Raw genomic sequence first — 12,589 nt, forward strand, 5'->3', positions numbered from 1 at the left:
CAGGGAGGAAGTTATGACATTAACAAGACGCGAATTTATTAAACATAGCGGTATTGCCGCTGGGGCGCTGGTGGTGACATCGGCTGCACCGTTACCTGCATGGGCAGAAGAGAAGGGCGGCAAAATTCTCACCGCGGGACGTTGGGGAGCGATGAACGTAGAAGTGAAGGACGGCAAGATTGTTTCTTCGACAGGCGCGCTGGCGAAGACCATACCGAACTCCTTACAGTCTACGGCGGCGGATCAGGTACACACCACGGCGCGTATTCAGCATCCGATGGTGAGAAAAAGCTATCTCGATAATCCACTGCAACCGGCGAAAGGTCGTGGCGAAGATACCTATGTACAGGTGAGCTGGGAACAAGCATTAAAACTGATTCATGAGCAACACGATCATATTCGTAAAGCTAACGGACCATCGGCCATTTTTGCCGGATCTTACGGCTGGCGTTCTTCTGGCGTGTTGCATAAAGCGCAAACCTTACTGCAACGTTATATGAACCTGGCGGGCGGTTATTCCGGGCATAGCGGCGATTATTCAACCGGAGCGGCACAGGTGATCATGCCGCATGTGGTCGGTTCTGTGGAGGTCTATGAACAGCAGACTTCCTGGCCGCTGATTCTGGAAAACAGTCAGGTGGTGGTGTTGTGGGGCATGAACCCGCTGAATACCTTAAAAATTGCCTGGAGCAGTACCGATGAACAAGGGCTGGAATACTTCCATCAGCTGAAAAAATCTGGCAAACCAGTGATTGCCATTGATCCTATCCGCTCCGAAACCATCGAATTCTTTGGCGATAATGCCACCTGGATCGCACCGAATATGGGCACCGACGTGGCACTGATGTTAGGGATTGCGCATACCCTGATGACACAAGGCAAACACGATAAAGTGTTCCTTGAAAAATACACTACCGGGTATCCGCAGTTTGAAGAGTATCTGACAGGCAAGAACGATAATACGCCGAAGAGTGCGGCCTGGGCGGCGGAAATTACTGGCGTGCCGGAAGCGCAGATTGTGAAACTTGCAGAACTGATGGCGGCAAATCGCACAATGCTGATGGCAGGCTGGGGAATTCAGCGCCAGCAATACGGTGAACAGAAACACTGGATGCTGGTGACGCTGGCGGCGATGTTAGGGCAAATTGGTACACCGGGCGGCGGGTTTGGTTTCTCTTATCATTACTCCAACGGTGGCAACCCGACGCGTGTTGGCGGCGTGCTACCAGAAATGTCTGCGGCGATTGCCGGACAGGCCAGCGAGGCCGCTGATGATGGCGGAATGACGGCGATTCCTGTTGCCCGTATCGTCGATGCGCTGGAAAATCCTGGCGGCAAATATCAGCATAACGGTAAAGAACAAACGTATCCGAATATCAAAATGATCTGGTGGGCGGGTGGCGGTAACTTTACCCATCACCAGGATACTAATCGTCTGATTAAAGCATGGCAGAAACCGGAGATGATCGTCGTTTCTGAATGCTACTGGACCGCAGCAGCCAAACACGCAGATATCGTATTACCGATCACCACATCGTTTGAGCGCAATGACCTGACGATGACCGGTGATTACAGCAACCAGCATATTGTGCCGATGAAGCAGGCTGTCGCTCCGCAATTTGAAGCGCGCAACGATTTTGACGTGTTTGCCGATCTTGCTGAATTACTCAAACCTGGCGGAAAAGAGATCTATACCGAAGGTAAAGATGAAATGGCGTGGCTGAAATTTTTCTATGATGCCGCTCAGAAAGGTGCCCGTGCGCAACGCGTGACGATGCCGATGTTTAATGCCTTCTGGCAGCAAAATAAACTGATCGAAATGCGCCGCAGCGAGAAGAACGAACAGTACATTCGTTATGGTGATTTCCGCGCCGATCCGGTGAAAAATGCGCTGGGTACGCCAAGCGGCAAAATTGAGATTTACTCCAGAACGCTGGAAAAATTTGGCTATAAGGATTGCCCGGCACACCCAACCTGGCTTGCGCCTGATGAGTGGAAGGGTACCGCCGACGAGAAGCAGTTGCAGCTTCTGACCGCACATCCGGCACACCGTTTACACAGTCAGCTTAACTATGCGGAACTGCGTAAAAAATATGCGGTTGCCGATCGTGAACCAATCACTATTCACACCGAAGATGCTGCTCGCTTTGGTATTGCGAATGGCGATCTGGTGCGTGTCTGGAACAAACGTGGTCAGATTCTGACAGGCGCGGTGGTGACTGACGGGATCAAAAAAGGCGTGGTATGCGTGCATGAAGGTGCATGGCCAGATCTGGAAAATGGCTTGTGTAAAAACGGTAGTGCGAACGTGTTAACGGCGGATATCCCCAGCTCGCAGCTGGCGAATGCCTGTGCCGGTAACTCTGCGCTGGTGTATATCGAAAAATATACGGGCAATGCGCTGAAGTTAACGGCGTTTGATCAGCCAGCTATTCAGGCATAAGACGTAAAAAGCGCCCGGAAACGGGCGCTAAATTTTTACGGCTTGCGCGCAATCAGCACCGCGCGTTTAGGCGCAGGATAACCTTCCACCGTTTTACCCGGATCATGCGGGTCGAGAAAATCGGCCAGAGACTCGGTGACCATCCATTCGGTGCGTCGCTGCTCTTCTGTGGTGGTAACGCTCACATCCGCAATGCGAATATCAACAAAACCACACTTCTTCAGCCAGTTTTTCAGCGCCAGCGCGGAAGGAATGAAATAGACATTACGCATTTGTGCGTAACGATCGCCCGGCACCAGCACCGTGTTCTCATCGCCATCAATAACCAGCGTTTCCAGCACCAGTTCGCCTTCATTCACCAGTTGGTCTTTTAACTGCCAGAGATGCTCCAGCGGTGAACGACGATGATAAAGCACGCCCATCGAAAAGACGGTATCAAAGGCTTTCAGTGCCGGAAGTTGTTCAATACCTAACGGTAACAAATGTGCGCGCTGATCGTTACCCAGTAGTTTACGCACCGCTTCAAACTGGCACAGAAACAGTTGTGTAGGGTCGATCCCCACCGCGAGGTGCGCGCCAGCGCCAATCATGCGCCACATGTGATAACCGCTGCCGCAGCCGACATCAAGAATGGTGCGCCCGGTTAAATCAGAAAGATGGGGCAGAACGCGATCCCATTTCCAGTCGGAACGCCATTCGGTATCGATGTTGACGCCATACAGTGAGAACGGCCCTTTGCGCCACGGCATCAGGTTGCGCATCAGCGTTTCAATGCGCTTAATTTGCCCGGCGCTCAGTGGCTCTTCGCTTTCGGCGGTTACGCTATGCAATAAATCCAGACGATACGGTTTAATTTCAGGCAGAAATTCCACCGCGTTGGACCACTGCTTAAACAGCCCGTGCTGCTGCTCGCGCTGCCAGTTAGCAATCTGCGTGGGCAGCGTTTCGAGCCAGTGTGAAAGATGATTTTTGGCAATCAGAGAATAAAAGTTACCAAAGTCGATCATGCAGCGTCCTCTGCTTTTAATGCCACCAGTGAACCAAAGTTAAAGCACTGGAACCACAGCTCGCTATGCTCAAAACCGGCTTTATGCAGGCGTGCTTTATGGGTTTCCACGGAATCGGTCAGCATCACGTTTTCCAGCATGCTGCGTTTCTGGCTGATCTCCAGTTCGCTGTAACCGTTGGCACGTTTAAAGTCGTGGTGCATGTTGAACAGCAGTTCACCAACTTTGGCATCTTCGAAACTGAATTTTTCCGAAAGCACCAGCGCGCCGCCCGGGTTCAGTCCTTGATAAATTTTATCCAGTAACGCCTGGCGCTCGGAAGGTTCCAGGAATTGCAGGGTAAAATTCAGCACCACCATCGATGCGTTTTCAATGGCGATATCGCGAATATCACCTTCAATAACGTCTACTGGCGTAGGAGCTTTATAGGCGTCAATATGACGACGGCAGCGTTCAATCATCGCCGGGGAGTTATCGATGGCAATAATTTTGCAATTATCATGATGAATGTTGCGACGCACCGAGAGTGTCGCCGCGCCCAGAGAACAACCCAGATCGTAAACCTGCGTACCAGGTTGAACGAAGCGCTCGGCTAACATACCAATCATGGAAATAATATTGGAATAGCCGGGAACGGAACGCTGGATCATATCCGGGAAGACTTCAGCTACCCGTTCATCAAAGGTCCAGTCGCCCAGTCTGGCGATAGGGGCAGAAAATAGCGTGTCGCGGTGAGACATAACGTAAAAATCCGGGAAAAAGAAAGTGGCGTATTGTGCGCTAACGCAGGGAGAAAACCAACTCCCAGGGCATATACCAAAGATTCGCCAGCACCATCAGCAACAGCGCACACCAGGTGGCGCTCATGCCAGAACGTCGCCAGCGGAACAGACGGTGATGAAAACCGTAATAATGCATCAGACGACCAGCAAGCAAAACGATGCCGCAAATATGCACCATCCAGGTTTCTGCGCCATTCATTTCCATAAACAGCATCAACACAATCGCGATGGGAATATATTCCACCGCGTTACCATGAATGCGAATAGCGCTTTGCAGTTCGCTAAAACCGCCGTCGCCATAGGCAACGCGGTACTGCATTCGCAGGCGAACGACATCAAAAGAGAACTTCATTAATAACAACGCACTTAAAACGGCATACAGCGCGCTTACCATACAAACTCCCTTTAAAATGGCCGATGGCACCTGTCTATGATAGGTGGCAAATTCAGAAAAGAGAAGATTGCTGTGGAATAGCCGGAACTGCTCCGATCTCTGGAAGCGTTTTACGTAAGTCTTCCCACAGGGTATGTACCAGTTCCGGGGCCTGGGCAATATCTGGCGTATGTAAAAAAAGATAAGGCGTAGTGGTCTGATGCCACTGCGCTAATTTTTGTAACCAGACCTGAAATAATTCCCGGTTTTGCGTCATATCATCACTACCGATAAAACGGATCAGTGGATTTTTCGCCGTCAGTACAGCATGTACCGGAACTTTAGGTTTTTTTCGTTGAGCGTAGCGAATAGCTTCACTGTGTGGACGTGCTGCATGAACCGGGCGGCTGTCTAAAATCACCCGATTAACGCCGCGCTGATGTAAACCGCGATTAAGCGTTTGTTCCTCTTCCCCTTTGGCGAAAAACTGTGGATGGCGGACTTCCACACCATAATTAAATTCGCCGGGAAGAGAATCGAGAAAATGCCAAAGCGCAGGCAGCTCCCGTGGGCCGAATGTGGCAGGCAGTTGCAGCCAGTATTGTCCAATGCGCGGAGCCAACGGTGACATGCGGGTCAAAAATTCAGTCACTAAATCATCGCAATGCCGTAATGCTGCCTGATGCGAAATAGTCGCCGGAAACTTAAAACAGAAGCGGAAGTCATCTGTGGTCTGCTCACGCCAGCGCAGGACAACCTCGGGTTTCGGCAGGGCATAAAGCGTGGTGTTACCCTCCACACAGTTAAAGTGGCGGGCATACTCTTCAAGGCTGGTGATCCCCAACCGCACCCATTTAGGATGCGACCATTGTGGCAAACCGATGTAAATCATAACGCGTGGAGGATCTCTTCAACGCTACGCACACGGGCGATGCGCGGGTAGATATGATTAATGCTGTTATTGTGCTGCTCGGCGCTAGCGGCGCTACAGGCATCTTCGGCAATCACCAGATTAAAACCGAGTTCCCAGGCATTGCGGGCGGTGGATTCAACACCGATATTGGTCGAGATCCCACATAACACTATTGTATCGATACCCCGGCGGCGCAACTGCAATTCCAGATCCGTACCGTAAAACGCACCCCATTGACGTTTGATGATTTCGATATCGCTGTCGGTTGCACCTAATGCTACAGGATGTTGCCACCAATTTTCGGGCAACACTTTAGCGGGGGAAGGGGCATCAACCGGCTGTTTTAATGCTTCAGCATAATCGGCAGACCAGCCAACACGCACCAGAAACACGGGCTGACCGCTCGCGCGAAATTTCGCCGCCAGCTTCCCGGCGCGATTAACCACCTCATCGGCAGTATGTGGACCACCGGCAAAAGGCAAGATGCCTTCTTGTAAATCAATCACCACCAGCGCGGTGGTTTTAGCATTAAGTTCAAGCATGATGACTCCTGATAAAACAAAATCGTGCCTCTCACCTTAATACGATGAGCCGATGGCGGAACGACAAATTTTGTTAATTTTTATGAGTTCGGGCAACACCTTTATAGCAAACTGGCGTAGAGTCTGATTTCAGGCCCGATATAAAGTGGTAACGAGGCGTTCCAGCGCGGGCCAGGCTCTTACGGTGCGGCAGAATTTCCAGTATAATAGCCGCCTTTTTTCATTCAGTTGTGACATACAGCTAACGCTGCGACTTGGTCACCTGCGCAGCAGGGGGCATCCGCCGGCAGCTAAGTTAAGGGATATCTCATGCGTACAGAATATTGTGGACAGCTCCGTTTGTCCCACGTGGGGCAGCAGGTGACTCTGTGTGGTTGGGTCAACCGTCGTCGTGATCTTGGTAGCCTGATCTTCATCGATATGCGCGACCGCGAAGGTATCGTGCAGGTATTTTTCGATCCGGATCGTGCGGACGCGTTAAAGCTGGCCTCTGAACTGCGTAATGAGTTCTGCATTCAGGTCACGGGCACCGTACGTGCGCGTGACGAAAAAAATATTAACCGCGATATGGCGACTGGCGAAATCGAAGTACTGGCGTCCTCGCTGACTATCATCAACCGTGCAGATGTTCTGCCGCTTGACTCTAACCACGTCAACACCGAAGAAGCGCGTCTGAAATACCGCTACCTCGACCTGCGTCGCCCGGAAATGGCTCAGCGCCTGAAAACCCGCGCTAAAATCACCAGCCTGGTGCGCCGTTTTATGGATGACCACGGCTTCCTCGACATCGAAACTCCGATGCTGACCAAAGCCACGCCGGAAGGCGCGCGTGACTACCTGGTGCCTTCTCGTGTGCACAAAGGTAAATTCTACGCACTGCCGCAATCCCCACAGTTGTTCAAACAGCTGCTGATGATGTCCGGCTTTGACCGCTACTATCAGATCGTTAAATGCTTCCGTGACGAAGACCTGCGTGCTGACCGTCAGCCTGAATTTACTCAGATCGATGTGGAAACTTCTTTCATGACCGCGCCGCAAGTGCGTGAAGTGATGGAAGCGCTGGTGCGTCATCTGTGGCTGGAAGTGAAGGGCGTGGATCTGGGCGATTTCCCGGTAATGACCTTTGCAGAAGCAGAACGCCGTTATGGTTCTGATAAACCAGATCTACGTAACCCGATGGAACTGACCGACGTTGCCGATCTGCTGAAATCTGTTGAGTTTGCAGTATTTGCAGGTCCGGCGAACGATCCGAAAGGCCGTGTTGCCGCTCTGCGTGTTCCGGGCGGCGCATCGTTGACCCGTAAGCAGATCGACGAATACGGTAACTTCGTTAAAATCTACGGCGCGAAAGGTCTGGCTTACATCAAAGTTAACGAACGCGCGAAAGGTCTGGAAGGTATCAACAGCCCGGTAGCGAAGTTCCTTAATGCAGAAATCATCGAAGCCATCCTGGAGCGTACTGGCGCGCAAGATGGCGATATGATTTTCTTCGGTGCCGACAACAAGAAAATTGTTGCCGACGCGATGGGCTCACTGCGCCTGAAAGTGGGTAAAGACCTTGGTCTGACCGACGAAAGCAAATGGGCACCGCTGTGGGTTATCGACTTCCCGATGTTTGAAGACGACGGTGAAGGCGGCCTGACAGCAATGCACCATCCGTTCACCTCACCGAAAGACATGACGGCAGCAGAACTGAAAGCTGCACCGGAAAATGCGGTGGCTAACGCTTACGATATGGTCATCAATGGTTACGAAGTGGGCGGTGGTTCTGTGCGTATCCATAATGGTGATATGCAGCAGACGGTGTTTGGTATTCTGGGTATCAACGAAGAGGAACAGCGCGAGAAATTCGGCTTCCTGCTCGACGCCCTGAAATACGGTACTCCGCCGCACGCAGGTCTGGCATTCGGTCTTGACCGTCTGACCATGCTGCTGACCGGCACCGACAATATCCGTGACGTTATCGCCTTCCCGAAAACCACGGCGGCGGCGTGTCTGATGACTGAAGCACCGAGCTTTGCTAACCCGACTGCACTGGCTGAGCTGAGCATTCAGGTTGTGAAGAAGGCTGAGAATAACTGATATGGCTTATAAGCGTCCCGTTTCGATCTTAGTGGTCATCTACGCACAAGATACGAAACGGGTGCTGATGTTGCAGCGGCGTGACGATCCCGATTTCTGGCAGTCGGTAACCGGCAGCGTGGAAGAGGGTGAAACCGCGCCGCAAGCTGCCATGCGCGAAGTAAAGGAAGAGGTCACCATTGATGTTGTCGCTGAACAACTGACCTTAATTGACTGTCAGCGCACGGTAGAGTTTGAAATTTTTTCACATTTACGTCATCGCTATGCGCCGGGCGTGACGCGTAATACGGAATCATGGTTCTGTCTTGCGCTCCCGCACGAGCGCCAGATCGTTTTCACTGAACATCTGGCTTACAAGTGGCTTGATGCGCCTGCTGCGGCGGCGCTCACTAAGTCCTGGAGCAACCGGCAGGCGATTGAACAGTTTGTAATTAACGCTGCCTGAACAGGCAGGGCTATCTGGAGATATTTTTATGGCAGGTCATAGTAAATGGGCCAACACCAGACATCGTAAAGCTGCGCAGGATGCTAAGCGCGGTAAAATCTTCACTAAAATCATTCGTGAGCTGGTAACCGCGGCTAAGCTGGGCGGTGGTGATCCGGACGCTAATCCGCGTCTGCGTGCAGCAATTGATAAAGCACTGTCTAACAACATGACCCGTGACACTCTGAACCGCGCAATTGCACGAGGTGTGGGCGGTGATGATGATGCAAACATGGAAACCATCATCTACGAAGGTTACGGTCCTGGCGGCACGGCAATCATGATTGAATGTCTGTCTGACAACCGCAACCGTACCGTTGCTGAAGTGCGTCATGCATTCAGCAAATGTGGCGGTAACCTCGGTACTGATGGTTCCGTAGCTTATCTGTTCAGCAAAAAAGGCGTGATCTCCTTCGAGAAAGGCGATGAAGACACCATCATGGAAGCAGCCCTGGAAGCCGGTGCTGAAGACGTTGTGACCTATGATGACGGCGCGATTGATGTCTACACTGCATGGGAAGAAATGGGCAAAGTACGCGACGCTCTGGAAGCGGCAGGTCTGAAAGCAGACAGCGCGGAAGTTTCCATGATCCCGTCCACCAAAGCTGATATGGATGCAGAAACCGCACCGAAACTGATGCGTCTGATCGATATGCTGGAAGATTGCGACGACGTGCAGGAAGTTTACCATAACGGTGAAATCTCTGATGAGGTTGCAGCGACTCTCTGATGAGGCCTGCTAAACAGCAAAACGGAGACGCGTGATGGCTATTATTCTCGGTATTGACCCGGGTTCGCGCGTGACCGGCTATGGCGTCATCCGCCAGGTAGGCAGGCAACTGTCCTACCTAGGTAGCGGATGCATACGCACCAAAGTGGATGATTTACCGTCTCGTCTGAAGCTCATCTATGCGGGCGTGACGGAAATCATCACCCAATTCCAGCCTGATTATTTCGCCATTGAACAAGTCTTTATGGCGAAGAACGCTGACTCAGCCCTGAAACTGGGGCAGGCGCGCGGCGTGGCGATTGTGGCGGCGGTGAATCAGGAATTGCCGGTATTTGAATATGCGGCACGTCAGGTAAAGCAAACAGTGGTAGGTATTGGTAGTGCCGAAAAAAGCCAGGTGCAGCATATGGTCCGCACCTTGCTGAAACTGCCCGCTAATCCACAGGCGGATGCCGCCGATGCGCTGGCGATTGCCATCACCCACTGCCACGTTAGTCAGAATGCGATGCAAATGAGTGAATCGCGACTGAACCTGGCGAGAGGGCGACTGCGTTAAGTTATACCGCCTCGGTCAGTTCAGGCTGAGGCGTTTCAACTCCCACCGCGTGAATCAACACCAAACCCGGATGATGCCACAAACTGGCTGGCGTGACGGTTTTACGCTCCCACGGAATAGAACCTAAGAACCAGAATTTCCAGAAAGTGAGTTTTGCATTCGGATTGCTATTTAATAATTCTCCAAACGTCTCTATTTCACCCACCGGAATACATAGCGCCTCTTTATAAGTATCAAAAACAAATTTTGAACAGAACTGTCGCGAAGATTCGTATTTAAAACCGGTGTGGTAAAGTTTGCGTAGCCGGGAAGGAACCTGTTCAACAATTCGTTGTTTTTGTTGTTCTGTTAGTCCGGCGTCTAATCGCTTTATAGCATAGCGTTGATTAGCAGAGCGTTTAATAAAACGGGATAGCGTAGTGATGGTTGAGAGGGGAACACGGCTTTCTGCAACCAGAAAGTCTTCACCGTTATGACCGATAATGATCCCGACGTGATTATTCCAGCAATTTGATGCAGCTGATATTTGACCAAATAAGGCAGCACCTATACATGTAAAGACGATATCACCAATTTCATATTCCGCAGGATAATTAATATTCACGTTGTCATTCCATTGAAATAGATATGAATATACGTAATAGCATAAAAAATTTATTTTTTCAGGAGTCGCAATGTATATTTTTATTACACATTTCTTCGCTGAATATGTAATATTTAAATATTTGCTTCCAATATAACCTGTAGAATAAATTATACTGCGCCATTTTTCAGATCATCGAGACACCTCGCAAGTTTTCTTCATCCTTCGCTGGATATCTATCCAGCATTTTTTTATCATACAGCATTATCTTTGATTCATTACGCAGGAGCGTCATGTGATAGGCAGACTCAGAGGCATCATCATTGAAAAACAACCCCCGCTGGTGTTAATTGAAGTGGGCGGCGTAGGCTATGAAGTGCATATGCCGATGACCTGTTTTTATGAACTCCCTGAAGCGGGTCAGGAAGCGATCGTTTTCACCCACTTTGTGGTGCGTGAAGACGCGCAACTGCTGTACGGTTTTAACAATAAACAAGAGCGCACGTTGTTCAAAGAGTTGATCAAAACCAACGGCGTCGGCCCGAAGTTGGCGCTGGCGATCCTCTCCGGAATGTCAGCGCAGCAGTTCGTTAATGCCGTTGAGCGTGAAGAAGTGGGGGCACTGGTGAAACTGCCGGGTATTGGCAAAAAAACCGCCGAACGTTTGATTGTCGAAATGAAAGACCGATTTAAAGGTTTGCATGGCGATCTCTTTACGCCAGCCGCCGACCTGGTACTCACGTCTCCTGCCAGCCCGGCGACCGACGATGCTGAACAGGAAGCGGTTGCTGCGCTGGTGGCACTGGGCTATAAACCACAAGAAGCAAGCCGCATGGTGAGCAAAATCGCTCGCCCTGACGCCAGCAGTGAAACATTAATTCGCGAAGCCCTACGCGCCGCGTTATGAGGTAAAGGATGATTGAAGCAGACCGTCTGATTTCTGCCGGTACCACTTTGCCGGAAGATGTGGCAGATCGCGCCATTCGCCCTAAATTACTGGAAGAGTATGTTGGTCAGCCGCAGGTTCGTTCGCAGATGGAGATTTTCATCAAAGCAGCGAAACTGCGCGGCGATGCCCTCGATCATCTATTGATTTTTGGTCCTCCGGGGTTGGGTAAAACTACGCTTGCCAATATTGTCGCCAATGAAATGGGCGTTAATTTACGCACGACTTCTGGTCCGGTGCTGGAAAAGGCGGGCGATCTGGCAGCAATGCTCACTAACCTTGAACCACACGATGTACTGTTTATTGATGAGATCCACCGTCTTTCACCAGTGGTGGAAGAGGTGTTGTATCCGGCAATGGAAGATTACCAACTGGATATCATGATTGGTGAAGGTCCGGCGGCACGCTCCATTAAAATTGATTTGCCGCCGTTTACCCTGATTGGTGCAACCACGCGCGCAGGTTCGCTGACATCACCGTTGCGCGATCGTTTTGGTATTGTGCAACGTCTGGAGTTTTATCAGGTGCCGGATCTGCAATATATCGTCAGTCGCAGCGCACGCTTTATGGGGCTTGAGATGAGTGATGACGGCGCGCTGGAAGTTGCTCGTCGTGCGCGCGGTACGCCACGTATTGCCAACCGTCTGCTGCGTCGAGTGCGTGATTTCGCCGAAGTGAAGCACGATGGCACCATCTCGGCAGATATCGCTGCTCAGGCGCTGGATATGTTGAATGTCGATGCTGAAGGTTTCGATTATATGGACCGCAAATTGTTGCTGGCGGTAATCGATAAGTTCTTTGGCGGGCCGGTAGGTCTGGATAACCTGGCGGCAGCCATTGGCGAAGAACGTGAAACCATTGAGGATGTACTGGAACCTTATTTGATTCAGCAAGGCTTTTTGCAGCGTACACCGCGTGGGCGTATGGCGACGACGCGGGCGTGGAATCACTTTGGCATAACGCCGCCAGAAATGTCGTAAGTCGGATTGGTCGCTCGTGCCGCATCCGACACTGGCAGTGTGCCTGATGCGACGCTGTTGAACTGCACCCCAAATGTTGGACATAATCTGACATCTGAAGGTGCAGTTTATGAAACATTCATTTGAAGTAAAACTTGCCGCTGTAAATCATTACCTGGCTGGTCATGC

Annotated in this window: 14 protein-coding genes; 8 read left to right on the top strand and 6 right to left on the bottom strand. The window is 51.1% G+C overall.

The genetic code is table 11. The annotated features are described in order from the left end of the window. Window positions 1–13: 13 nt before the first annotated feature. Window positions 14–2,443 (top strand): trimethylamine N-oxide reductase TorZ, encoded by a 2,430-nt coding sequence (gene torZ / locus ACJHX4_RS20010; RefSeq protein ID WP_000176764.1) that lies wholly within the window; start codon window positions 14–16, stop codon window positions 2,441–2,443. A gap of 35 nt (window positions 2,444–2,478) precedes the next feature. Here torZ and cmoB read toward each other — a convergent pair whose 3' ends face one another. The 5 genes from cmoB to ACJHX4_RS20035 are packed head-to-tail and all read right to left on the bottom strand — an operon-like array spanning window position 2,479 to window position 6,060. Next, window positions 2,479–3,450, bottom strand: coding sequence for a tRNA 5-methoxyuridine(34)/uridine 5-oxyacetic acid(34) synthase CmoB (cmoB, locus tag ACJHX4_RS20015; RefSeq protein WP_000564759.1), 972 nt, complete (start codon window positions 3,448–3,450; stop codon window positions 2,479–2,481). Then, on the bottom strand, window positions 3,447–4,190 hold the full coding sequence (gene cmoA, locus ACJHX4_RS20020) for a carboxy-S-adenosyl-L-methionine synthase CmoA (protein WP_000019588.1): 744 nt from the start codon (window positions 4,188–4,190) through the stop codon (window positions 3,447–3,449). Before cmoA ends, cmoB begins: the two co-directional genes overlap by 4 nt. A gap of 40 nt (window positions 4,191–4,230) precedes the next feature. Then, window positions 4,231–4,626, bottom strand: coding sequence for an MAPEG family protein (locus ACJHX4_RS20025; protein ID WP_000252980.1), 396 nt, complete (start codon window positions 4,624–4,626; stop codon window positions 4,231–4,233). A gap of 52 nt (window positions 4,627–4,678) precedes the next feature. Then, window positions 4,679–5,497, bottom strand: coding sequence for a DUF72 domain-containing protein (locus tag ACJHX4_RS20030; RefSeq protein ID WP_000639277.1), 819 nt, complete (start codon window positions 5,495–5,497; stop codon window positions 4,679–4,681). Then, complete coding sequence (locus ACJHX4_RS20035) at window positions 5,494–6,060, bottom strand: hydrolase (RefSeq protein ID WP_000891625.1); 567 nt, start codon at window positions 6,058–6,060, stop codon at window positions 5,494–5,496. Before ACJHX4_RS20035 ends, ACJHX4_RS20030 begins: the two co-directional genes overlap by 4 nt. A gap of 309 nt (window positions 6,061–6,369) precedes the next feature. On the opposite strand from ACJHX4_RS20035, the gene aspS reads away from it, so the two are divergent. Genes aspS through ruvC form a run of 4 tightly spaced genes read left to right on the top strand, consistent with a single transcriptional unit; the run spans window position 6,370 to window position 9,912 of the window. After that, a complete protein-coding gene (gene aspS, locus ACJHX4_RS20040) occupies window positions 6,370–8,142 on the top strand; it encodes an aspartate--tRNA ligase (RefSeq protein ID WP_001258676.1) in 1,773 nt (590 codons plus the stop codon). Continuing rightward, complete coding sequence (gene nudB, locus ACJHX4_RS20045) at window positions 8,135–8,587, top strand: dihydroneopterin triphosphate diphosphatase (protein WP_077249130.1); 453 nt, start codon at window positions 8,135–8,137, stop codon at window positions 8,585–8,587. Before aspS ends, nudB begins: the two co-directional genes overlap by 8 nt. A 28-nt stretch (window positions 8,588–8,615) precedes the next feature. Continuing rightward, window positions 8,616–9,356: a YebC/PmpR family DNA-binding transcriptional regulator gene (locus tag ACJHX4_RS20050; RefSeq protein WP_000907234.1), complete on the top strand. Its 741-nt coding sequence runs from the start codon at window positions 8,616–8,618 to the stop codon at window positions 9,354–9,356. 34 nt (window positions 9,357–9,390) lie between these two features. After that, a complete protein-coding gene (gene ruvC, locus ACJHX4_RS20055) occupies window positions 9,391–9,912 on the top strand; it encodes a crossover junction endodeoxyribonuclease RuvC (protein ID WP_001295503.1) in 522 nt (173 codons plus the stop codon). Window position 9,913: 1 nt separating this feature from the next. On the opposite strand, the gene ACJHX4_RS20060 is transcribed toward ruvC, so the two are convergent. Beyond that, window positions 9,914–10,516: a YebB family permuted papain-like enzyme gene (locus tag ACJHX4_RS20060; RefSeq protein WP_001024911.1), complete on the bottom strand. Its 603-nt coding sequence runs from the start codon at window positions 10,514–10,516 to the stop codon at window positions 9,914–9,916. A gap of 70 nt (window positions 10,517–10,586) precedes the next feature. Between ACJHX4_RS20060 and yobI the strand changes: the two genes are divergently transcribed. The 3 genes from yobI to ruvB all read left to right on the top strand — a co-directional run bounded on the left by yobI (window position 10,587) and on the right by ruvB (window position 12,421). Next, a complete protein-coding gene (gene yobI / locus ACJHX4_RS20065) occupies window positions 10,587–10,652 on the top strand; it encodes a stress response small protein YobI (protein ID WP_072093883.1) in 66 nt (21 codons plus the stop codon). A 138-nt stretch (window positions 10,653–10,790) separates the two neighbouring features. Continuing rightward, window positions 10,791–11,402, top strand: coding sequence for a Holliday junction branch migration protein RuvA (gene ruvA / locus ACJHX4_RS20070; RefSeq protein WP_000580323.1), 612 nt, complete (start codon window positions 10,791–10,793; stop codon window positions 11,400–11,402). A gap of 8 nt (window positions 11,403–11,410) precedes the next feature. Then, a complete protein-coding gene (ruvB, locus tag ACJHX4_RS20075) occupies window positions 11,411–12,421 on the top strand; it encodes a Holliday junction branch migration DNA helicase RuvB (protein WP_000568520.1) in 1,011 nt (336 codons plus the stop codon). Window positions 12,422–12,589: the final 168 nt, after the last annotated feature.

Origin of the sequence: Escherichia sp. WS2035 (genome assembly GCF_046487065.1) — a bacterium.
Taxonomy (GTDB): Bacteria; Pseudomonadota; Gammaproteobacteria; order Enterobacterales; family Enterobacteriaceae; genus Escherichia; species Escherichia coli.